The organism is Sorangium aterium (assembly GCF_028368935.1).
GTDB classification, from domain to species: domain Bacteria; phylum Myxococcota_A; class Polyangia; order Polyangiales; family Polyangiaceae; genus Sorangium; species Sorangium atrum.
In genome coordinates, this window is the sequence record NZ_JAQNDK010000003.1 from 1,249,389 (window position 1) to 1,272,342 (window position 22,954).

Consider the following 22,954-nt stretch of genomic DNA (forward strand, 5'->3'; position numbering starts at 1 on the left):
AGTACGGTGCTCGATCGAATGGATCTGCGTACGCGGCGCGGCGGCTCTCGTCCTCTCTCCCTCGCGCGGCGTCCCCGCGCGGCGCCGCGGCTGCGCGCGCTCTCGGCCGCGATCGCGGCCGCGGTCGCCGCCGGCCCGGCGCTCGCGCAGCCGGCGCCGCCGGCCGCGGGCGCCGCGGAAGCCGGCGCGCCGGCCAGGGAGGGCGCCGCGCCGGCCACGGGCGCTGCGGTGCCGGCCGAGGAGGCGCCCGTCTCCGAGACGGACCGGCAGGTGGCGCGGCTCCACTTCGAGAAGGGGCTCACGCTGCTGCGCGAGGAGGCCTGGGGCCCTGCGCTCGCGGAGTTCCTCCTCTCGCGCAAGCTCTTCCCGACGCGCGTGGCCACGAACAACGCCGCGATCGCGCTGCGCAAGCTCCAGCGCTACGACGAGGCGCTCGAGATGTTCGAGACCTTCCTCCGCGATTTCACCATGTCGGCCGCCGAGCGCGCTGCCGCGCAGCGGGAGATCGCCGAGCTGCGGGCGCTCGTGGGGACGCTCGACATCACGAACGCGGAGCCCGGGGCGTCCATCGTGGTGAGCGGCGAGGAGCGCGGGCAGTACCCGCCCGTCAAGCCGATCCGCGTGGCGGCGGGCACGCACGTCCTCCGCGTCTTCAAGGAAGGCTACGAGCCGGTGGAGACGCGCGTCGACGTCGCCGGCGGGCAGACCGTCACGGTCAACGCGAAGCTCCGCAGGCTGACCCGCTCCGGCCGGCTGCGCGTGGTGGAGCGCGCCGGCAAGACGGTCGACGTGCTCGTGGACAACGTGGTCGTGGGGCAGACCCCGTGGATCGGCGCGCTGTCGGTCGGCGACCACATGGTGGCGCTGCGCGGCGCGGGGAAGCTCGGGACGCAGCCGACGGCGGCGCCGGTGAAGCCTCAGGAGCTCACGACGCTGTCGCTGCTCGCCGAGGATCTCGACGCCTCGCTGCGGGTCGACCCCACGCCGCCCGGCGCGAGCGTGTGGATCAACTCGGTCAACGTGGGCAACGGCGTCTGGCTCGGCCGGCTCAAGGTCGGCACGCACCGGGTCGAGGTGAAGGCCGACGGGTTCGTCACCGGGACGCGCACGGTGACGCTGCAGAAGGGCCAGCGCCAGAGCCTCGACGTGGGGCTCGAGCGCGACGAGGACGCGGATATCTGGCGCAAGCCGCCGAAGATCACGCTCGACGTGAGCGCCTCGTTCCTGCTGGCGCCGACGCTGGGCGGCGAGATCACGGACGGCTGCGACTCGGGCTGCTCCAGCTCGCTCGGCCTCGGCGGGCTCGGGATGATCCACGGGGGCTACGAGCTCGGCTCGGGGATCGGCGTCGGGATCGAGCTCGGCGGCCTGTTCGCGGCGCAGCAGCTCGACGAGCGCTCGGCGGCGCTCAGGCCGGTCGGCTACCGGGATCCGCTCGACGGCACGGCGAGCGACACGCTTCGCCTGGGCGGCTTCCTGGCCGGCGCGACGTTCGGATACCACTTCGGCGAGCGCTTCCCGGCGCTGCTCCGGCTGGGCGCGGGGGTGCTCGTGGGCGAGGTCCGCGACGAGCGGACCGGCAGGTTCAGGACGACCGGCGGGGAGTCGTTCAACACGTTCCCGGTGGTCGACTTCGCCTCGGCGACCTACTTCTACGCGGATCCTGAGGTGCGCCTCGGCCTGCGGCTCGGAGAGCGGTGGGAGGTCGCCGGTAGCGTGAAGCTGCTTCTCCTGATCGGCCTCAGCAAGCCGAAGTGGGACAGGACGATCGAGCTGGCGGCGGCGAGCGACGGGATCGGCACGTACGAGCCGGAGTCGCTCATGGGCGATTTCGTCCTGATGATCGCGCCTGGGGCGAGCCTGCGTTACCAGTTCTGACGAGACCCGAGCCGGTGCGCCGCGCGCGGTCGCGAGGCTCCGCTCCGCGTCGCGTGCTCCCGATCCCGCTCGGCGCTGCTCGTACCTGACGAGGCGTGGCACCGATGTGTGGGCGCGCCTCGTCTGCCCTTGGCAACCTAGCGATGGGAGGTCCGCCGGCGGCGAAGCCCGGCCAGCGCTGCGGCGACGCCGAGGAGGAGGGAGAGGCGCGCGGCATTGCGCTCGACGGGGGCGCCGACGACGCCGCAGGAGCAGGACGGGACCTCCGACGGATCGATCTGCGGGACGCACTGGTTCGCGAGGTTGCACACCATGCCATCGACGCAGTCGGCCACCGATCTGCACGGTGAGGCGCAGGCGCTGCCGCCCGGCGGGCAGGCGTACGGGGTGCAGTCCGTGTCGGCGCCCGGGGACCGGAGCGTGTGCGCGCCGTCGCAGCTCGGTCCGATCTCCTCGAGGTCGGCGCAGACGCCGTCGAGGCAGACGAAGTCCTGGATGCAGTCGTCGTCGGAGGCGCAGGAGGTCTTGCAGGCGGTCTCGTCCGCGCACTTGAACCCGCCGCAGCGCTCGACCACCGGATCCTTCTCGCCGCCGTCTCCAGCGCAGAAGAAGCGCGTGAGCGTCGCGGGACCCACGATGCAGCCCTCGTCCGGGCAGGAGCACGTGAAGGTCCTCGCGACCGCCCCCTCCACGGGGAACATGCACTTGGCATCCGTGGCGCCGCCGCAGTAGCCGGCGCACGCGCCGTCACCGGGGCACGCCTCGCGCTGGAAGGTGCCGCCCTCGTTCGGGTGCGGCGATTCGTGGTCGACGGGCGTCCCGACGTTCGTGCACCTGCCGACGTTGTTCACCACGTCGCATGCCTGACACTGGCCATCGCACGCGAAATCGCAGCAGAATCCGTCGACGCAGTGGCCGGAGATGCACTGGCGATCGCGAGCGCACTCGGCGCCGTTGGCGAGTCGATCGAGGCACAGACCCGACCCGGGCGGTGCGCCGCCGGATCCGGCGGACGCGCCGCCTGCACCAGCGCCGCCCGATCCAGCGGACGCGCCGACTGCACCAGCGCCGCCCGATCCGGCGGACGCGCCGCCAGCGCCCGCGCCACCCGATCCAGCGGATGCGCCGACTGCACCAGCGCCACCCGACCCAGCGGATGCGCCCCCTGCGCCACCTGCACCTCCGCCGCCTCCAGCGGATGCGCCGCCTGCACCAGCGCCACCCGATCCAGCGGATGCGCCGCCCGCACCGCCCGACCCAGCGGACGCGCCGCCTGCGCCGCCTGCGCCCGCGCCGCCACCACCCGTCCCGGAGGATGCACCTCCGGCGCCGCCGGCCTCGCCGCAGGCGTCCGGATCGCCGACGCCGACGTCGCACCAACCGCTCTCGTCACAGCCGCAGTCGTCAAGGCAATAGAGAATGCACCTGTTGTTGCTGCCGCAGCGGCCCGGCTTGCAGTCCTTGGTGGATTCATGAGCCAGCGCGTGCCCCAGGCCATCGCAGCGGTTGTGCACTTCGATCTGGTTGACGCAGACGATCGGGAGCTCCGTGTCGAGCTTCGCAGGACCACAGGTGCCATCGCTGCCCGTCCCCTTGCCCGACGCCGTGCACGAGAAGCACTCCTGATCGCACGCCTCGTTGCAGCAGACGTTCTCCGTATCGGAGCAATGCCCCGATGCACACTCCTGATCGTGCGCGCACGCCTCGCCGTTCGCCTTGATGAGCAGCTGCGCGCTGGCGAGCGGCTGCGTGCTCGTCGCCCCGATGCCGCCCGCGACGAGCACCGCCCGGCCTGCGACGCGGTCCGTGCCGGCGTTGACGACGACGGCGACGTGCTCACGACGAGCCTCCTGTGCAAGCGAACCGGCAGGCAGGCTGAGGGGGCTGAACTTCCTGGTCAGCGGATCGTAGATGGCGGCGCTCGAGAGCGAGGTCGTGCCGTCGAACCCGCCGGCGATGAGGACGTCGCCCGTCGGCAGCAGGCTCGCCGTGTGGTTGGCGCGCGCGTTCGCCATGGAGATCGGCGTCGGCTGCAGCTCGAAGCCCCGCTTCGTCGGATCGGTCACGCCGTCGTGGTAGATGTCGATGGTGCGGACGTAGGCGCCCGCAGAGACCCGGGTGGTACCTCCGACGAGGATCACCTCGCCTGAATCGAGCGACGTCGCCGTCTGACCGCCCAGCGCCTCCGTGCGGTCGATGAGCGTCGCCGTGTGGAAGCCGCGGAGGGCGCTCATCTGCGCCGTCATCGGGGTCGCGGAGGGCGAGAGGACGGAGATCGGCCGGAAAACGCCCTCGTCCTCGTGGAAGATCTCGGCCGAGGTGAGCGCTGCGCCCGAGAGGACGAAGCCGCCTGCGACGAGCACATTCCCCTTCTTCAGGCGGACCGCCGTGTGGGCGTGGCGCGAGGTCGCCATGCTGCCCACGGCGGCGAGCGTGCTCGTGACGGGCGCTCCGCCGTTCGGTCCGAAGGAGCTGAACGTGTAGAGGGAAGCGGTGCTCGTGGGCTGGTTGAGCGGATCCGCGAGGCCGCCCGCGACCAGGACCTCGCCAGGAACGAGGAGGGTGGCCGAGTGATTGAACCGGCCCAGCGAGGCCCCCGCGTCCCTGACGAACTGGCCGGTGGCCGGGTTGTAGACCTCGATGGCGGCGACCGGCGTGCCGCTCGTGCGCTGGCTGCTGCCGCCCACGACGACGACCGCCGGCGGCGGAGGCGCAGGATCCGACGGCGCGGCCGGGGCGAGCTTCGTGACCGCCGTGGCGGTGTGGGCGCCGCGCGCGACGTCCATCGCGTCGGTGCTCGCGAACGTGCGGTCGAGCGGGAAGTACAGCTCCGCCGTCGCCAGCGCGCCCCCGGACGCGTCGAACCCGCCCGCGAAGAGCACGGGGCTCGCAGGGTTCGCCGGGTCGATCACGGTGGCGGTGTGACGGGCGCGCGGCGTGATCATCTGGTTCGTCGTGGCGATCCACTGCGGGTCGAGGAGCGCCGGGTACTGAACGCCGGCGGGCTGCCATCCGACGATCACCGTGCACGCCGGCGCGCCCGGCGGGGTGACCGGCCGGCCCCACGGGGCGCGAGGGCTCGTGTCGACGGCGCAGCCCTCGACGGAGAGCGAGGCCGGAAGGCGCGCGCCGGTCGCGTCGACGAGGTAGGGGGGCGCGACGCGCAGGCGGGGCGAGCCGCCGGCGTCGAGGAACTCGAGCGTACGCTCCACGAGGCGGAGGCCCGAGGCGGCGGTGACATCGACCCGGTAGCGGAGCTCCTTGCGCGCTGGCTCCTGCTCGAAGACGACGAAGTCCTCGGTGCCGTTCGGGAGGACGCGGTGCAGGACGTCGCGTGCGCCGCCTTCGGCGCGCAGCGCGCCTGCGTAGAGGACGAGGCCGCTGTCGACCGCCGCCGGCACGTCGGCGGCGTCGACGAGGGAGAAGGCGATCGAGACGCGAGACGCGCCATCGGCGAGGCGCACCGGACCGGCGGCGCGCGCCGGGAGCTCGACGGACGCCGCGGCCCCCTCCGGGGCTGCCGCGCGCAGGGCGCCGGCCGGGGTCGGCGCGACGATCTTGACGGGGCTCGCCGCGATGGCGTCGGCGAAGCGCGCGCGGATCGCGGCGATGCGGGCGCGCGCTCCGGGCGGCGCAGCCTGGGGTGACGCGGCGCCGGGCTGGGGGGAGCGGCGCGAGGCGCCCTCGTCGGAGCAGCCAAGGACCTGGGGGAGAATGGCGCACGCAGAGAGCAGCGCAGCCGTTCGCAGCCTGAAGCCGAGTCGCAGCACGCGGTGGTTTCGCAAGGGTCGTTCCGTGGTCGGCGCGGCGCGCGCGACGTGAGGGGGCGGATCTGGGCCATCCTAACAGAAGGCGGCCCGCAGCCGAACAGCGAGGCGGCGCGGCGCGTCGCCAGAGCGGCGCGGCGCTCCTCCGACGTGGCGTCCGACAGGGGACGCGGCGGCGGGCCATCGCCGCTCCCTTGGGCGCGCGGCCGAGGAAAACCTCCCCAGGAGGAGGGCGAAACTGGGTAGGCTTACGGGGGCGCTGTCGCGTACGGCGCGATCTGTCTGGAGGAGCCGCGATGACTTTCCCCGCCTTGCCCTGGATGTCCCGCCACCTCGCGCACGCCGGCGCCGCGCGACGCGGGATCTTGCCGCTGCTCGCGGGCCTGCTCGCGCTCGTGGCGCTCGCGCCCCGGCCGGCGAGCGCGACGCTGTGGGACACGGACAACGACGAGGTCGCGAACGCCGTCGACAACTGCCCTGGGGTCAGCAACCGAAGCCAGTACGACGGCGATGGCGACGGTCTGGGCGACGCCTGCGACGATGACGACGACAACGACGGCATCTCGGATGACGCGGATCTCGACGACGACAACGACGGGCTAGCGGACACTGCCGACAAGTGTCCGACGATTCCCACGCCCATGGCAGCGGATCCAGACGCTGACAGCGATAACGACGGCGTGCCGAACGTCTGCGACAACTGCGACACGGACCGCAACGAGGATCAGCTCGACAGCGATAGCGACGGGCGCGGGAACATCTGCGAGACCGACAACGACGCGGATGGCGACACCGACTTCAACGACAATTGCCTCAACGTCTCGAACGCCGACCAGCGCAATGCCGATGGCGACAACTACGGCGACGTCTGCGACAACTGCCCTGGTGCATCCAACAACGATCAGCGGGACAGAGACAACGATGGCGTCGGAGACGACTGCGATAACTGCGCAAACGCACCGAACACCGATCAGCACAACCCTGACGGCGACCTCTTCGGCGACGTGTGCGACAACTGTCCTGACGCGGCCAATACCAACCAGAATGACAGGGATCATGACGGGATCGGCGACGCGTGCGACAACTGCCCGGACTCGGCGACGACGAACCAGGCTGACGGCGATGGCGACGGGGTCGGCGACGCGTGCGACAACTGCCCGGACACGCCCAACCGCGGCCAGGAAGACGTGGATCACGACGGGGTCGGCGACGCGTGCGACAACTGCCGAGACCGCGCGAACACGGACCAGGCGAACAGGGACGGCGACACGGTCGGCGACGCGTGCGACAACTGCCCTGGCTCGCGCAACGACGACCAGGTTGACGACGACCGTGACGGGACGGGCGACGCGTGCGACAACTGCCTGGGCCGCCAGAACGATCAGCAAAACGAGGACGGCGACGCCTTCGGAAACGCGTGCGACCTCTGCCCGTACGTGGCAACCCTGACCCAGGTCGACACCGACGGCGACGGCTTCGGTGACGCGTGCGACAACTGCCCACGCCTCATCACCGCGAACCAGGCCGATGGCGACGGGGACAATGTCGGCAACGCGTGCGACAATTGCCCTGAGGTCGCCAACGCCGACCAGATCGACAGCGACGGCGACGGCCTCGGCAACGCGTGCGACAACTGCGCCAGCATCGCCAACGCCGGCCAGCTCGACGATGATCACGATGGGGTCGGCAACGTCTGCGACAATTGCCCCTCGACGCCGAACAGGCCGAGCGGGACGAACGCGCAGGACGACAGCGATGGGGACCGGATAGGCGACGCGTGCGACAACTGCCCGACCACGGCGAACGCGAGCCAGACGAACACCGACGCTGCCACCGGCGACACGCTGGGCGACGCGTGCGATGACGACGACGACGCCGACGGCGTGCCCGACACCGCCGACAACTGCCCGACCGAGCCGAACACGAGCCAGCGCAACACGGACCGGAACCTGCCCGGCGGCGACGCGCTGGGCGACGCGTGCGACAACGACGACGACGCCGACGGCGTACCCGACGCCACCGACAACTGTCCGCTCCAGCGCAACCTCGATCAGACGAACACGGACGAGGACCTGACCGACGGCGACGGGTTCGGCGACGCGTGCGATGACGACGACGACGCCGACGGCGTGCCCGATGTGAACGACAATTGCGTCACGACGCCGAACAGCGCCCAGGCCAACACCGATCTGCACCTGCCCGGCGGCGACGCGCTGGGCGACGCATGCGACACCGACGACGACGCCGACGGCGTACCCGACGCCGCCGACAACTGCCAGTTCGCACCGAACAGCACGCAGATCAACACCGACCAGAGCCTCGCCGGTGGCGACGCGCTGGGCGACGCGTGCGACACCGACGACGACGCCGACGGCGTGCCCGACGCCACCGACAACTGCATCACCACCCCGAACCCGGGGCAGGAGAACAACCCGAAGAACGGGCCCGAAGACGCGCTTGGCGACGCGTGCGACGATGACGACGACAACGATCGCGTCCTCGACGTCGACGACAACTGCCAGTACGACATCAACACCAACCAGGTCAACACCGACCGCGCCCATGGCGATGGCGATGACGCCGGCGACGTCTGCGACGACGACGACGACGACGATCTCCTCACGGACGCGGAGGAGGCGGCGCTCCGGACCGATCCGACGAGCGTCGACTCCGACGGCGACACCATCGGGGACTTCGAGGAGGTGTTGAACCGCGACAATCCCGCCGATCCGGTCAACAACACCGACGATGACGCGTTCATCGACGCCGTGGACCCTGACAGCGACGGCGACGAGGTGCTCGACTCCGAAGAGGCCGGGGATGCTCTGCTGAACACGCCGGCAGTCGACACAGACGGCGATGGGACGCCGGACTACCGGGACACCGACTCGGACGACGATGGCGTGCTCGACGGCGACGACAACTGCCGCCTCATGCAGAACCCGCCGCCTGCGCCGGGCGAGCCGCAGGTCGACACCGATGGCGACGGCAAGGGCGACGTGTGCGACGGCGACTCGGACAACGACGGCAAGCTCGACGTCGACGACAACTGCCCGAGCGTGGCGAACGCCGGGCAGGAGGACGCCGACCGCGACGGCACCGGCGACGCGTGTGATCCAGACGGCGATCCGGACGCCGACGGGGTGATCAACGACGACGACAACTGCGATTTCGCGGCGAACCCGCCGCCTGCGCCGGGCGAGCCGCAGTCCGACCTCGACAACGACGGCCTCGGCGATCCCTGCGATGATGACGCCGACGGCGACTCGATAGCGAACGCGGACGACAATTGCCCGCTGATCGTGAATGCCCAGCAGGAAGACGCCGACGGCGACCGCCACGGCGACGTCTGCGACAATTGCCCGCTCCTCGCGAACCCTGGGCAGGAAGACACGAACGGCGATGATCTCGGCGATGCCTGCGATCCCGACGGCGACGGTGAGGTGACCGAGACCGACAACTGCCCGAGCGTGGCGAACCCCGAGCAGACCGACACGGACAAGGACGGCGTGGGCGATGCTTGCGAGACGCCGGATACGACCAGCGGCGGCGGCGGAGGGGCCGGGGGAGCGGGCGGCGCTGGCGGCATGGGCGGCGCCGGCGGTGAGGCCGTGACGACGACGACGGCGACGAGCGGCGGCGGGACGTCGCCCGATTTCCAAGGCGGCTGCGACTGCCGCATGGGACGTACGCCGATGCCCCGGGAGGCGTGGGGGATGCTGCTGATCCTCGCCGCCGTGCTCCGGCGGGGAGGCCGGCGGCAGCCGCGACGGGCGGCGTGATTCCACGCCGCGGAAACTGGGCTCTGGCGATCAGCTGAGATATACGCCCGGCGAGGCGCGGCGGCTCCTCGTCGACGCAGCCGTCCGATATCGTCAATCTTGGTTAGCGAGGCGCAGCTCCGTGTGATACGGGCTCAGCCGCCATTCAGGCGAATGAGGCGTACGAAAGTACGCCGCAGCCGCCCAACGAGGCGGATGAGCCCGCAGCGCACGAAGATGCGCCCCGTTAACTACGGAGCTTCAAGGAGGACCCTCATGCAGGCATCTCGGTGGATCGCGGTGTGGATGGCGATGGGCGCATTCGTCATCGCCGGTACGGGCGCGGGATGCGGCGATGACGAGACCACGGGGGGCGCGACGACCTCGAGCTCGACGACGACCACCACCACGGGTGACGGCAGCACGAGCAGCGCGGGAACAGGCGGCTCCGGCGGCGCGGGAACAGGCGGCTCCGGCGGCGCGGGAACAGGCGGCTCCGGCGGCACGGGAACGGGCGGCTCCGGCGGTGCGGAAACAGGCGGCGCGGGAGCGGGCGGCTCCGGCGGCGCCGGCGGCACATCGGCCGAGAGCTTCAACTTCACCCTCCGCGGCACCGGTTACGTTCCCGCCTACACCGCTGGCGACATGGTCTACGTGGCCGTCGTCGCCGCCGGGGACGCCGCGCCGGCCCTGAGCGCTTCGGACGCGATCGAGGCCGACGGCACGTTCACCGTGACGGGGCAGATACCCGGCGACAAAGCGTACAAGATGCACTGGTACGTGGACCTTTCCCAGAATGGGACTTGCGACGCAGCTCCCACGGATCACGTCTGGACACAGGACATCCCCACCGTCACGGCGGATATCACGCGCAGCGTCGTACCCAACAGCGCCTTCGGCGACTGTCCGTGAGGCGCCGCGCGCGGCGATCCCATAGCCGTTGAATCTCCCTGGCGCGTCGCGCGCCCTCTGCGCACCGTCGTCCCGTGGCCACCCCGGTGGCAAAGTCAAACGCGGCGAGAGCGCGGGGCGCTGACCGCCACCTGGACCTCGCCCAGGATCGCCGCGGCCAGGGAAGGCGGATGTTGCCCGCCGCCTCACCCGCCCGCTATCGTGCCCGGCCGATGAGGCCTTCCTCCGTCGCAGCAGTCGCGTCCACGGCCGTCCTCATGACGCTCGCCGGCGCCTCGCGCGGTCAATCCACCGGCGGGTTCTCCCTCGACCGGTTCGAGCCGGCGCCCGCTGGAGACGCCTTCTTCGGCGTGCCCTCTCCGGCCGCTCCCGGCCACCTCGCGCCGCGCGCGTACGTGATGCTCGATTACGCCCACCGCCCCATCCACACCAGCGGCGACACCCCCGTCGACCTCGTCTCCTCGCAGACGTTCCTCCGCCTCGACGCCTCGCTCGCGCTGTGGGATCGCCTGCTGCTCTCGATCGACGCCCCCCTCGCCGTCGCGCAAGGGGGCGACGATCCAGGCATCCCCGGCGTCGAGTTCACCGAGCTGACGGCCCCCGAGCTCGGCGACCTCCGCTTCGGCGCGCGCCTCCGCGTGCTCGGGAAAGACGCAGGCCCGTTCCAGCTCGGCATCGGCGGCTACCTGTTCGCGCCCACCGGCTCGCCGGCGCAGTACACCGGCGACGCCGAGGCCCGCGGCGCCGTCCACGCGAGCCTCGGCGGGCGCGTCGGCTCGGCGGAGTCGTCGCTCGGCTTCCTGTGGAGCGCGAGCGGCGGCGTCGAGCTCGGTGGCGGCCCCAACCGGCCGCAGCGGCTCACGTTCGGCGGCGCCGCGGGGCTCCTGATCGGCGGCGATCTCCTCCAGCTCGGCGCCGAGGCGTACGGCGGGGCGCCGCTCGGCGAGGAGCTCCTGCTCTCGAGCACGCCGGTGCAGCGCGACCAGGCGAGCGTCAACGCCGAGCTGCTCTTCGGCGCCAAGCTGCGCGTCCTCGACGGCCTCACGTTCGGCGCCGCGGTCGGGCCGGGCCTGACGAACGCCATCGGCACACCGCCGGTCCGCGCGGTCGGCATGGTCGGCTGGACGCCGCTGCCGAAGCCGGCCCCGGAGCGCGCTCAGACCGCCGCCGTCGCGGGCGACAAGGACGACGACGGCATCAACGACGACATCGACGCCTGCCCCGACGTGAAGGGCGATCCGTCGCCCGATCGCGCGAAGGACGGATGTCCTCCGGCGGATCGCGACGGGGACACGGTGCTCGACATCGACGACGCGTGCCCGACCACCCCGGGCGCCCGCAGCGCCGACGCCACGCAGAACGGCTGCCCCGAAGACTCGGACGACGATGGCTTCCACGACGGCATCGACGCCTGCCCCACCGTGCGCGGCGGGGCGAGCGACGACCCGAAGAAGGTCGGCTGCCCTGGCGACGCGGACGGCGATGGCATCGCCGACGCCTCGGACGCCTGCCCCAAGGTCAAGGGACCGGCGAACCGGGACCCGAAGCAGAACGGCTGCCCCGACGATCCGGATGGAGACGGCGTCCGCGGCGCCGCGGACGCCTGCCCGAACGAGCGGGGGCCCTCCGACCCCGATCCACGACAGAACGGCTGCCCCAGGTTCGTTCGCGTCAACACCGACGAGATCAAGACGTCCAAGCCGGTGCAGTTCGTCGTCTACGGCAAGACGCGCACGGAGACGGTCGATCCCATCTCCGACGAGATCCTGTACGAGGTGCGCGACGCCATCCAGCAGAGCCCGGACATCGAGCTCATCGAGGTGCAAGGCCACACCGACGACAACGGGACCGAGGAGTACAACCTCCGCCTGTCGCAGCAGCGCGCGGACGCGGTCCTCTCGTGGCTCGTGGCCGCCGGGGTGCCCCGGGAGAAGCTCGTCGCCAAGGGCTACGGCTTCGAGCAGCCGCTCGGGGACAACCGCGTCAAGACAGGGCGCCAGAAGAACCGCCGCGTGCAGTTCGTGATCGTCAAGCGCAAGGGAAAGCCCTAGCGGGCAAGCGGCGGCGGGCGGCGGTGTGGTGCAACGACCACGACAACGAGCGACACAACGCCCAAGACACCACAAATCCCGACAGCCGCCCAGACGCGCAGACGCCGATACCTCGCAGTCCAGGGCGATCGCAGCGTCGCGGCACGTCATGCTGCGCCGCGCCCGCAGGCGCCTCCGCCATCACCCGACCCCCGGCCGTGACCGTTCCCTGACGGCCATGGACGGGCGCGTGTGTCACCTTATCGAATGCTCCATACGGTGGCGATCTCAGATATCCATCTTTGCGAGCTCGAGCCGGGTGACGGCCTGTGGATGCGCTACCGCCAGGCTCCTTACTCCCCCGACAGCGAGGTCGCGGCGATGCTGGACGCGCTCCGGGACGAGATGAGGCAGGGCACGGCGCGCGGCGCCGGGCGCGATGAGCTCACGCTCGTGCTCAACGGCGACGTCTTCGACTTCGATGCGCCGCGCGTGATCGATCAGCAGAGCGTCTTTCACGATCTCCCCCGCAGCGCCGAGCACGCGGTCCCTGCGATGGCGGCGATCCTCGCGGATCACCCGGTGTTCATCGAGGCGCTCGGCCGCGTCGTCGCGGACGGGCACACCGTCGTGTTCATCTCCGGCAACCACGACGTCCAGCTCACGTTGCCCGAGGTGCGCGACCTGGTCCGGGCCCGCGTCGTCGAGGCGGCGCTCGCGGCGCTGGGCGACGCGTCGCTCTCCGGCGCCCCGCACGCGCGCGCGGCGCTGGGCGCGCGCGTCGTGTTTCGCGCGTGGTTCCACAAGACGCCCGACGGCATCATCGTGGAGCACGGCAACCAGTACGACGCCTATTGCAGCTACCGGTACCCCATGGTCCCGTTCGGGCGGAAACCGGGCGAGATCCAGCCCACCATGGGCTCGCTCGTGTGCCGGCTGCTCGTGTCGCGGATGGGCTACTTCAACCCGCACGTGGACTCCTCGTTCATGCTGTCCGCGTTCGGGTACCTCGCGCACTGGGCGCGTTACTACATGTTCTCCGGCCGCTCGCTCGCGGGGGCGTGGGCGCTCGGCGCGCTCCGCACGCTCGTCGAGCTCGTGCGCCGGCGCGAGCCGGAGCGGCGCGCTCGCCTGCGCGAGAGCCTCGCCGCCGCGGCGCAGGAGACGGGCGCCCCGCTCCGCGCCGTGGCCCGTCACGCCCGCCTGTTCGCGCCCCCGGCCGAGGATCGGCTGGGGCTCGTCGCGCGCGAGCTGTGGCTCGATCGGGCCGCGCTGGGGCTGCTCGCGGTCGCGGTGGCGCTCGTGTGGCTGCTGCTCGCCCCGCTCTGGCTCGCGCCGGCGGCGCTCGTCGCGCCGGCGGCGCTCATCGTCTATGAGCGCCTCGTGCCGAAGCTCCCGCTCGACGCGACGTGGCAGCGCGTCAGTCGCGCCGCGCGCCAGGTCGCCCGCGCCCATCGCGCCAGAGCGGTCGTCTTCGGTCACACGCACACGCCCGAGGGCACCTGGGAGGGCGGGCTGTTCTTCGGCAACACCGGCTCATGGTCCGCCGCCTTCGAGGACGTGGCCTGCACGAAGCCGGTCTTCGCCGCGCGCCCCCTGGTCTGGCTGAGATCCGAGCCGGGGGCGGGCAGCGCCGCGCGCCTCTCGGGAGGCCTCGTGACCTGGAAGAACGGCCGCTTCGAGGCCCTCGCGGCCAGCGTACCGCCCCCTGCCGGGCAGCGCAGCGAGCCGCAGGGCGCCCATCCGGCTCTCCAGTCGCCCGCGACCGCTGCGCTGCGCACCTGACGCGCGTAACGCGGATGACGCACGCGCCCAAGCAGGCCGGCGCTCTTCGCCCGAATTGAGCGCCTTCCTGACTTGCGCGAGGCGTCCCGCCGCTGGATGCTCCGGGCATCGACACGCGTCCCGCTGACGAGGAAGCTCTGTGAACCCCCCGCTCCATATCGAAGCCGCCGGTGAAAGCGACGTTGGCCACCAGCGCGAGCACAACGAGGACAGCTTCGCGGTCGATCTGGATCTCGGCCTCTTCGTCGTCGCGGACGGCATCGGCGGCGCCGCCGGTGGGGAGGTCGCGTCGCGGATGGCGGTCGACATCGTGCGCTCGTACTGCAAGGACGGCGAGGGCGAGATCACCCAGCCGACGGGGTACGACGAGGAGGTGACGCCCCTCGAGCTGCGCCTGGTCTCGTCCATCTGGCGCGCCAACGAGCGCATCTTCGAGGTCGGGCAGCGCGACCCGCTCTGCTACGGCATGGGGACGACGTTCGCGGGCGTCTACGTCGACGGGAGCTCGGCGTGCATCGCGCACGTCGGCGACAGCCGCGTCTACCGCTACCGAAAGCACAGGCTGGAGCGGCTGACCGAGGATCACTCGCTCTGGAACGAGCACCTGCACAGCGGCGAGCAGCTGCCGGACGATGTGGATCCTCTGCTCGCCCGCAACGTCGTGACGCGCGCGCTCGGGATGGGGAAGACCGTCGACGTGGCCACGCGCGTCGAGCGGCCCGAGGCCGGAGATCTGCTGCTGATCTGCTCCGACGGGCTCTCCGGCCCGGTCTCCGAGCCGGAGATCGCCGAGCTGCTCGCGCAGGAGAGCGACCTCGCCGCGACGGCGCGGTCCCTCATCGACCGCGCCAACCAGCACGGCGGCCCCGACAACGTCACGTGCGTGCTCGTGCGGTGGAACGCCGGCGGCTGACGCGGCAGACAGCGCCGCGCCAGAGCGGGATGCAGGCTCGTGTGAACCGGGCTCAGCCGCCGGGCAAGCGAGTGAGGCGCGCGAAGGTAGGCCTCGACGAGCCGAACGACGGGGATGAGCCCGCAGCGCACGACGATGCGCCCTGCTCTACGGGAGCGTCTTGAGCCGGAGCAGATCGGCGGACCTCGTCATGTCGCTGGCGAGCGTGCCCGGGGTCGCGTCGTCGCTCTCGTGCTCCACGAGCGAGAACAGCCTCCCGAACGGCGTCGCGAGCTGCTCGTCGGTCGGCTCCGCCTCGCTCCACCCCTCCGGAAGCGGCGGCAGCGCGTCGCCTTCGATCGCGTCGTACGCGCTCGACAGCCGCTCGAAGCCGTCGAGCACCGCCTTGTCGACCTCCGCGCCTTCGGCGCCCTTGGTCAGGATCCACGGCTGGAAGGCCTCGTAGGTCGCCACGCCGGCCGCGACGTTCGCGCGCATGTCGGCGAGCGTGTACTGCGCGTAGCGCGACTCCTCCTCTCCGGTCGCCGCCTTGCTTGTCTTCTCCACCTGCTCCGCGATCGAGGCGATGACCCCGCGGTAGGCCGACGGCGCGTCGAGCGCCAGCGAGCGGAAATCCGATTGCATCTTCGCCGCGTCGGCCGCGAGGCGCGCGCAGAGCTCGTCCTTGAACGAGGCGGCCTCGGCCTCGGTGGCAGGGAAGGCGGCCTCGCTGTAGTTGTCGAGCTCGGACTCGAAGGCGAGGACGGGCTCCGGGATCGCGTCGGCCCAGAGGATGCGCTCGATGGCGTGCACGCCGGTCACCCCCTCACCGTCGAAGAGGTCGTCGTCGGCCTCGACCTCGATGAACGCGTCGTAGCGGGCATCCGTCGAGTAGTCGAGATCCGGAAAGACGACCGCGATGGCTCCTTCGATGCTCTCGTAGGCTTGCCGTGCCTTCTTCCACTCGGCCTTCATGGCATCGACGGCCTCCTTGTCGCTCGTCGCGCTCCACCCGTCGGCATCTGGCGCGGGCGCGGCCGCCTGAAGCGCAGCCGTGGCGGCGGCGAACTGGTCGATGTTGCCCTGGATGAAGGTCTTCACGTCGGACACGGCCTGCTGCTCGTACTCCGCGTCGGTGAGCAGCGTCTCGTTGTCGCTTCCACACGCAGGAAGCGAGAGGGCGGCGGCGGCGATGGCCAGACCGGACCGCAAGCGGGCGGGGATGTGCATGATGTTCGAGCTCCTTGTCACCGCTCGCGCGGGGCGAGCGCGCGATGTGGATTGGTGCGCGTGCGTCGCGGTGGACGTCGATCAGAGCGAGCGCACGAAGTCGATGAGCGCCCCGCGATCCTCGTAGGAGAGCGCGCGGAACGCGGCGACCGAAGCCGCGGCCTCCGAGCCGGGGCCGTCGTGGAGCAAGATGGCCTGCTCGATGGTCCTGGCGCGGCCGTCGTGGAGGTACGCGGTGCTGTGGCGCACGCCGATGAGCGGCGCCGTCCGCCAGGCGACGGAGCTGGCCGACTCGTCGGCCAGCCCGTCGGCGAGATCGGGGCCGAGGTCGTGCAGGAGGAAATCCGTGTAGACGGGAGCGTCGATGTCCGCGAGCTGCGCGATCGGGTAATCGGCGCGCGTCCTCAGCGAGGGGACATGGCAAGCGGCGCAGTCGGCCTCGACGAAGAGCGCCTGGCCGCGCGCGTCGGCGGGCGCGCGCCTCGGGATCTCGAGCAAGCGCATGTAGTCGGCGACGGCGTTCACCGTGTCGATGACCACGTCCTCGCCCGGCTTGGCGTCGTCCGTGAGCCCGTCCGGGTTCGGCAGCTCGTCCGGCCGGAGCGGCGAGGTGATGCCCATGTCGCCCTGGTAGGCGTCGGCCGTGAAGTCGTCGAGCGTGGCGACGCGCGCCTTGAACCCGAAGCGGCCGATGAGGTTCTCGTCGCCCTCGACGAAGGCGCTGAACGACTCGTCCCCGCTCTTCTTCGAGTGGAACACCACGCGGTTGATGCGCCCGTGGATGGCGTCGCCGCGCGCGGCCTGCTCGGCCGCGACCCGCTCGATCTCGGCGTCGTCGACCGCCTCCATGTAGCCGCGCCCGAACACCGGCGGGCCGAGGCGCTTCGAGACCTTGATCGTCGCCTCGCTCTCGGGCTCCGAGAGCGTCGTCGCCCCCCCGACGGCGTAGGGCCGCAACGTGTGGCCGTAGGGGAGCCCCCCCTGATCCGCCGCCGGCGTCACGCCGTCGTCCTCGACGAGCGCCATCTTCTGGACCGCGCCCGGGCCGCGCGAGGCGCCGTCGTGGCAGCCGGCGCACGCCGCGCGGATGTAGAGCGGCCCGAGGCCGTCGCGCTCGCGAAAGACGAAATCGAAGAGCGCGTCGCCGTCCTTGAACCGAGCCACCTGCTCCGCAGAAGCGTCGTGCAGCGGGACGTCGGTGAGGTCATCGCCGATCAGCTCGATGCCAGCCAGAGGATCGTCGGGGGCGGGCTCCGAACCGCAACCCATGTTGAAGACCAGCGGGAGCGCGAGAAACAGGGCAAATCGTGACATGTCGTCGCCCGGAACCGTAGCCGTAAATGAAAGTCAGTGTCAATAACCACGGCGGCGCGCTCGCCGTGCTGGTGTGCAGGATCGCGCACGGGCGGATCCCTCCTCCTTGCGAAGCGTGGCGGAGGCTCGGGCGTTACATTGCCCGAGCCGGCGCGGACGGGCTCACGCTGGAGGGCAGCGGATGAAGCAGCGAGATGACGAGCGGCGCGCGGCCTTGAAGGCCCTCCGGGACGGATTGCGGGAGATCGAGCGGAACGAGGAGCGCCGCGCGGCGCACAAGGAGCTCAGCGCCAGCTGGCTCCGGTACATGGGTCCCGGCTATGGCAACGACGTCTGCTCGATGTGCGGCGCGCTGCTCGAGCGGGGCACGGCCTACATGCACTGCGCGCCCTGCCTGGCGACGCGCGGGATCGACGAGCAGGCGCTGCTCGGCGTGTGCGCGCAGGCGATGGCGGAGGACTGGCCGTTCGAGGATCGCCGGCTCGACGGCGGGCGCTGGGCGCGCGCGCTGATCGCATTCTGGCGGAACCACGTCGATCCGATGGAGTCGAAGGCGATCCCGTACCGGAACAACACGCTCCAGTCTGCCTTCTACTACATGAAGCGGCGCCTCGCAGAGGCGGGGGTCGCGGAGATCTGGACCGTGCCTGACGAGAGCCAGCGCGGGCTCGATCCTGCGATGGTCGTGCGGGCCCGCAGCGGGGCGCTGGCGATCGGCGTCGCCACCCAGCGGCGCATCGCGACGGCCGACGATGGCGCGCGCGGCGCGCACATCGCGCTGTTCGACGAGTTCCTCCGCCTCGCGGGCGCGCGGGAGGGCTTCCTGGTGGTCGAGAAGCTGAGCCGACGCGCGCGGCGCGACACGCCCGTTCGGGAGATCGCGGTGACCACCGCGGAGGGAAGGCGCGTGACGCAGCTCCGCTGCATGCAGGAGGATCGGAGCTGGCCCGCGCCGGCGGCGCCGGGTTAGCGCGGGCCTCACGCCGCGTTACTGCCTGAATTGCTCCTCGATATCGTAGATCTCCGCCGCCACGCCGTCGGCGCCGTCATACGTCCGGCTGGCCCCGCGCCCTCCGATCCCGGCCTCACCGATCTCGATGGTCGTGTTCGTGAGCGAAGGCTTGAAGCCCACGTACGCGACGGCGATCGAGTGGCCGCCGAGCCCGCCGCCGCCGCGGCCGCCATGACCGCCCCGGCCACCACGACCGCCGGGGCAGGCGGCGTTCAGCCCCGTGGCCTCGCCTCGGGTCCCGGCTGCCCCGTGGTCGCCGCCCTCGCCGCCCGCCTGGCCCTCACCCCCGGCGCCGCCATTGCCGCCGCGACCGGTCTTCAGGACCACGTCGTTCAAGTCGACGACCGCGCTCCCCACGAAGAGGGCGATGCTCACCCCGCCGGCGCCTCCGCCGCGGCCGCCGAGCCCCCCGCACCCGCCCGCGCCCCCGGAGCCGCCGCCGGCGCCGGCCGCAGAGGCCTCGAATGGACACATCTGCGCGCCGGTGCCGCCCTTCGCGCCGCCGCCTCCTCCGCCGCCCTGGCCCCGCGCGCCCGGCGCTCCGTCGCCGGCGAGCGGACCGGTATACCCATCCAGGAACAGATCACCGAAGCCCGTCGCACCGGCGCCCGGACTCCCGTCGACCCCGTCCGCGCCATCCTGCCCCGCGGTGCAGCGCCGGGTGCTGGTCTCGCCCTTGCCGCCGTTCATCACAGTGGTCGGAACCCCGCTGGTTCCATCACCCCCGGACGCCAAGCCACCCGTCCCGCCCGTGCCGCCGCGCGAGTCGTCCGACCGATCGTCGGGCGTACCGCAGCTGTTGTTCACGGGGAGTCCGCCGGAGACCGTCGTGGCCGAGCACGCGGCGTTGCCGAAGTTGCCGATCATCCCCTTCTCGGCAGCGCCGTCCACGAACGCCCCATCGCTCGCCCCCGGCGCCCCGTCGCCCGCCTCGAGGATGCACCGCGTGAAATCGACAGGGACCCCGGAGCTGTTCGCGGCGATCGCCGATCTGCCTGCCAGCTCGGTGTGGGTCGCCGGGATCGAGCGCGCGATCACGTGGAGATCCTCGATCACCGCCACGCCGTCGCCATTGTCGAACGAGAGCGGCGTCTCGCCCTCGGGAGCGGTGAGGGTGGTCTTCTGCTTGTCGCCTGTCCAGCGCCAGCCGTTGTCGCAGTCGAGCCCGCCGAAGAGCGCGTGTCCTCCCGGCACGATCACCGCCTCATCGAACGTCTGGGCGCATATATAGATGCGCCTTCCCCTGTCCGGGGAGAGCTGGAGCGCCTTCGAGATCGTCTTCAGGGGCGCCGTCGAGGTCCCCGCGTTGCTGTCGTGCCCCAGGGTGCTCGAGACCCACACCCCGCAGTCCGAGGGGACCTTCGCGTGCTTGCTCGGAGTGCAGGCCTCGTCGGACACCTCGTCTTCGATGTCTCCGATCCCGATGATATCTGCTGGCTCCTCGAAGCAGCCGCTCAGCGCCATCGCGACCGGAATGAACCCCACTACCCGTGCATCAACCTTGAATCGAATCCTCATACTATTCCTATTCCGGTCAGCCCTGCGCGTTTTCCAAGCAAAGCGACCTGCGCGTGCCGCCGGGCGCGATCGCTACGCCTGACCGGTCCCGTGCGCGCTCGCCGGGGGGCGCCGCCCGGATGGAGGAGGGGCCGCCGGAGTGGTGAGCGCGGGGAGCGCGTGAGCACGCAACCGCCCCGCGCTGCCGGCGCAGGGCGCGTCGGCCCAGTTGCCCATCGCCGGGTATTCCGTGCGAACATCCGCCCATGAGCGCGAACCTGAGGGACCTCGTGCGCGAGCTGATCGAGGGCGGCGGCGGCGAGCCGATCGAAGGCGGTCGCTTCCTGCCGCTCGTCACGCTGGAGTCCGGCGCCCGGGTGGGGCTGGACGGCTCGGGCGCCTGGATCTTCGCGCCCGAAGGCGGCGGGGCGGCTCAGGTCATCGCGCCGGAGCGCGGGCGGGCCTTCTTCGAGGTGCTGGAAACGAAGCGGGACGACTTCGACGCGAGCATCGAGGCGGCGGCGACGGCCGCGGGCCTGCCCCCCGAGGAGGTGGCCTTCTCGTTCCCGGCGGCGGACGTCGTCCGCGCGGTGCTCGCGAGGGGCCTGCCGAGCATGACGCGGCTCGCGCTCTCGTGGCTCCGGTTGACGGAGGTGCGCGCGCTCCGCGCCGAGATCATGGCCGTCTCGCGCGACCCGACGATGCCCGTGCCCGTCCGGGACCTGGCGGAGCGGCTCACCGTCCCCGAGTGAGCCCGCGCCGCGCGGCCGGGCCCCTGCCCGGAGGCGGGGCCGGCGCGGGGAGGGGGGTCAGACGGTCGCGAACGCGTCGGCCGGGATGTCGAGCGCGGACGAGTCCTCGCGCCCGAGGATCTCGGCGGAGAGCTTCGCGTGCGGCAGCACGTTGGCCGCGAAGTAGAGGGCAGCGTGCTTCTTGCCCTCGTAGAAGGCGCGGTCCTTCGCGCCGGCGTCGCCGGCCGGGAGGCCCTCCATCGCCTTGAGCGCGATGACCGCGCCGTCGAGCAGGAGCCAGCCGATCGCGAGCTCGCTCATCATCTCGAGGAAGCGGTTCGCCGCGAGCGGCACCATCGGCATCTTGCCCATCTGGAACCACGAGAGCAGCCGCATCGCGGTGCCGGCGACGGCCTCGTGCGCCTCGCGGAGCTCCTTGATGCTCGCGGCGAGGACGGGGTGCTTCTCGTTGGCCTTCACGAACTCGGCCACGTCGTTCAGGAAGGCCTGCAGGTTGACCCCGCCGCCCTGGCCGAGCTTCCGCCCGACCAGGTCCATCGCCTGGATGTGGTTCGTGCCCTCGTAGATCGAGAAGACCTTCGCGTCGCGGCAGTACTGCTCGACCGGGTAATCCTTCGTGTACCCGGCGCCGCCGAAGGTCTGGATCGCCGTCTCGCAGACGCGGAACGCCTGGTCGGACGAGTAGGCCTTCACGAGCGGCACGAGCAGGTCGACCTGGCCCTGGTTGTAGGCGGCCGCGCGGTCGTCCTTGCCCTGGTAGACGGCGACGGCGTCCTGGTGGCGCGCGAGCTTGATGATGAGCGCGCGGATGCCCTCCACGCGGCTCTTCATGTCGAGCAGCATCCGCCGCACGTCCGGGTGATCGATGACCGGCACGCGCGGCGCGGTCGCGTCCTTCCACTGGAGGATCGACGAGCCCTGCTTGCGATCCTTCGCGTACTCGAGCGCGTTCAGGTACGCCGAGGACGCGACCGACACGCCCTGCAGGCCCACGGAGATGCGCGCGCCGTTCATCATCCGGAACATCTGCGGCATGCCCTGGTGCTCGACGGTGCCGACGAGCTCCCCGAGGCACGCGTCGCTCTCGCCGAAGTTGAGCACGCACGTCGACGACCCGTTGATGCCCATCTTGTGCTCGATGTTGCCGACGACGACGTCGTTCGACCCGCCGAGCGAGCCGTCGTCGTTCACCCGGATCTTGGGCACGACGAAGAGGCTGAGCCCCTTCGTGCCGGGGGGCGCGCCCTCGACGCGGGCGAGCACGAGGTGCACGACGTTCTCGGTGAGGTCCTGATCGCCGCCGGAGATGAAGATCTTCGTGCCGCGGATGAGGTACTTGCCGTCCTTCTGCTTCACCGCGCTCGTCCGCGAGGAGCCGACGTCCGACCCGGCCTGGGGCTCGGTCAGGCACATCGTCCCGCTCCACTGCCCGCCGTACATCCGCTTCAAGAAGAGGTCGCGCTGCCTCGGCGTCCCGAAGTGCTCGATCACCTCGGCCGCGCCGTACGTCAGCCCGGGATACATGTTGAGCGCCGCGTTGGCGCCGCAGAGGAACTCCTCCACCACCGTGTAGAGCGTGAAGGGACCGCCCTGGCCGTCGTAGGTGGGCGAGACCGAGACCGACTTCCACCCGGCCTCATACAGCTTGTCCCACGCGTCCTTGAACCCCGGCGGGGTCTTGACCTGCCCCCCCTCGATGCGACAGCCGACCCGATCGCCGACCGCGTTGAGCGGGCCGAAGACATCGCACGCGAACTTGTACGCCTCGTCGACGACCATCCCGACCTCGTCTCGCCCCCACGCGTCGTAGGGCGCGCTGCCGAGCAGCTCGTCCAGGCGGAATTGCTCGAAGAGGAGGAAGCGGATCTCGCGGAGGTCGGCCTTGTAACGGTTCTGGTGGGTTTGAGCGTTCGACATGGGAGACCTCCTCGTTGCCGCGGCAGGGAGGCGCTGGCAGCCGGTTCCCTTCCCGGTCTTCCGCGCAGCTGCGGCACAGTTCTGCATTCGCCTAGCATGTCGCCGCGGCGCGTCAACAACCGTCCGCAACATGTGGGGAATCTCGTGGAGATCCGTGAAGATCGGGGCATCCGAGGCGGGTCCTCGGCGGGGCTGCCGCGCCGGGAT

Annotated in this window: 13 protein-coding genes; 8 read left to right on the forward strand and 5 right to left on the reverse strand. The window is 71.5% G+C overall.

The features are described from left to right. The first annotated feature begins 18 nt into the window (after positions 1 to 18). A complete protein-coding gene (locus POL72_RS28930; protein ID WP_272099162.1) occupies positions 19 to 1,878 on the forward strand; it encodes a PEGA domain-containing protein in 1,860 nt (619 codons plus the stop codon). A gap of 137 nt (positions 1,879 to 2,015) precedes the next feature. Here the strand turns inward: POL72_RS28930 and POL72_RS28935 are convergent, their stop codons facing one another. Continuing rightward, positions 2,016 to 5,663, reverse strand: coding sequence for a Kelch repeat-containing protein (locus POL72_RS28935; RefSeq protein WP_272099164.1), 3,648 nt, complete (start codon positions 5,661 to 5,663; stop codon positions 2,016 to 2,018). Positions 5,664 to 5,941: 278 nt separating this feature from the next. Here POL72_RS28935 and POL72_RS28940 point away from each other — a divergent pair, with 278 nt between their 5' ends. The 5 genes from POL72_RS28940 to POL72_RS28960 all read left to right on the forward strand — a co-directional run bounded on the left by POL72_RS28940 (position 5,942) and on the right by POL72_RS28960 (position 15,046). Continuing rightward, the gene (locus POL72_RS28940) at positions 5,942 to 9,427 is read left to right on the forward strand and encodes a thrombospondin type 3 repeat-containing protein (RefSeq protein WP_272099166.1); all 3,486 of its coding nucleotides are present in this window, start codon (positions 5,942 to 5,944) and stop codon (positions 9,425 to 9,427) included. 255 nt (positions 9,428 to 9,682) lie between these two features. Further along, positions 9,683 to 10,318, forward strand: a complete 636-nt coding sequence (locus tag POL72_RS28945; RefSeq protein ID WP_272099167.1) for a hypothetical protein — start codon at positions 9,683 to 9,685, stop codon at positions 10,316 to 10,318. 212 nt (positions 10,319 to 10,530) lie between these two features. Then, entirely contained in the window at positions 10,531 to 12,369 is a 1,839-nt protein-coding gene (locus tag POL72_RS28950) for an OmpA family protein (RefSeq protein WP_272099169.1), read from the forward strand. Positions 12,370 to 12,627: 258 nt separating this feature from the next. Further along, positions 12,628 to 14,133 carry a metallophosphoesterase family protein gene (locus tag POL72_RS28955; RefSeq protein WP_272099170.1) on the forward strand — a complete coding sequence of 502 codons (1,506 nt, stop codon included), beginning with the start codon at positions 12,628 to 12,630 and terminating at the stop codon, positions 14,131 to 14,133. 139 nt (positions 14,134 to 14,272) lie between these two features. Beyond that, a complete protein-coding gene (locus POL72_RS28960) occupies positions 14,273 to 15,046 on the forward strand; it encodes a PP2C family protein-serine/threonine phosphatase (RefSeq protein ID WP_272099171.1) in 774 nt (257 codons plus the stop codon). A gap of 147 nt (positions 15,047 to 15,193) precedes the next feature. Here the strand turns inward: POL72_RS28960 and POL72_RS28965 are convergent, their stop codons facing one another. Both POL72_RS28965 and POL72_RS28970 read right to left on the reverse strand, forming a co-directional pair. Further along, the gene (locus POL72_RS28965) at positions 15,194 to 16,255 is read right to left on the reverse strand and encodes an EfeM/EfeO family lipoprotein (protein ID WP_272099173.1); all 1,062 of its coding nucleotides are present in this window, start codon (positions 16,253 to 16,255) and stop codon (positions 15,194 to 15,196) included. An 81-nt stretch (positions 16,256 to 16,336) separates the two neighbouring features. Beyond that, positions 16,337 to 17,569: a di-heme oxidoredictase family protein gene (locus POL72_RS28970; RefSeq protein ID WP_272099175.1), complete on the reverse strand. Its 1,233-nt coding sequence runs from the start codon at positions 17,567 to 17,569 to the stop codon at positions 16,337 to 16,339. A 181-nt stretch (positions 17,570 to 17,750) separates the two neighbouring features. Here POL72_RS28970 and POL72_RS28975 point away from each other — a divergent pair, with 181 nt between their 5' ends. Continuing rightward, positions 17,751 to 18,539 carry a hypothetical protein gene (locus POL72_RS28975; RefSeq protein ID WP_272099177.1) on the forward strand — a complete coding sequence of 263 codons (789 nt, stop codon included), beginning with the start codon at positions 17,751 to 17,753 and terminating at the stop codon, positions 18,537 to 18,539. 18 nt (positions 18,540 to 18,557) lie between these two features. Here the strand turns inward: POL72_RS28975 and POL72_RS28980 are convergent, their stop codons facing one another. After that, a complete protein-coding gene (locus tag POL72_RS28980) occupies positions 18,558 to 20,066 on the reverse strand; it encodes a PGRS family protein (protein WP_272099179.1) in 1,509 nt (502 codons plus the stop codon). Positions 20,067 to 20,344: 278 nt separating this feature from the next. Between POL72_RS28980 and POL72_RS28985 the strand changes: the two genes are divergently transcribed. Then, the gene (locus tag POL72_RS28985; RefSeq protein WP_272099181.1) at positions 20,345 to 20,830 is read left to right on the forward strand and encodes a hypothetical protein; all 486 of its coding nucleotides are present in this window, start codon (positions 20,345 to 20,347) and stop codon (positions 20,828 to 20,830) included. A 57-nt stretch (positions 20,831 to 20,887) separates the two neighbouring features. Here the strand turns inward: POL72_RS28985 and POL72_RS28990 are convergent, their stop codons facing one another. Then, on the reverse strand, positions 20,888 to 22,747 hold the full coding sequence (locus POL72_RS28990) for an acyl-CoA dehydrogenase (RefSeq protein ID WP_272099183.1): 1,860 nt from the start codon (positions 22,745 to 22,747) through the stop codon (positions 20,888 to 20,890). Positions 22,748 to 22,954 lie beyond the last annotated feature (207 nt).

Excerpts from the sequence above, each read along its gene's own strand:
- POL72_RS28950 (WP_272099169.1), top strand. The coding sequence starts at position 10,531 with ATGAGGCCTTCCTCCGTCGCAGCAGTCGCGTCCACGGCCGTCCTCATG.
- POL72_RS28985 (WP_272099181.1), top strand. The coding sequence starts at position 20,345 with ATGAGCGCGAACCTGAGGGACCTCGTGCGCGAGCTGATCGAGGGCGGC.
- POL72_RS28970 (WP_272099175.1), bottom strand. The coding sequence starts at position 17,569 with ATGTCACGATTTGCCCTGTTTCTCGCGCTCCCGCTGGTCTTCAACATG.
- POL72_RS28975 (WP_272099177.1), top strand. The coding sequence starts at position 17,751 with ATGAAGCAGCGAGATGACGAGCGGCGCGCGGCCTTGAAGGCCCTCCGG.
- POL72_RS28965 (WP_272099173.1), bottom strand. The coding sequence starts at position 16,255 with ATGCACATCCCCGCCCGCTTGCGGTCCGGTCTGGCCATCGCCGCCGCC.
- POL72_RS28945 (WP_272099167.1), top strand. The coding sequence starts at position 9,683 with ATGCAGGCATCTCGGTGGATCGCGGTGTGGATGGCGATGGGCGCATTC.
- POL72_RS28990 (WP_272099183.1), bottom strand. The coding sequence starts at position 22,747 with ATGTCGAACGCTCAAACCCACCAGAACCGTTACAAGGCCGACCTCCGC.
- POL72_RS28940 (WP_272099166.1), top strand. The coding sequence starts at position 5,942 with ATGACTTTCCCCGCCTTGCCCTGGATGTCCCGCCACCTCGCGCACGCC.
- POL72_RS28930 (WP_272099162.1), top strand. The coding sequence starts at position 19 with ATGGATCTGCGTACGCGGCGCGGCGGCTCTCGTCCTCTCTCCCTCGCG.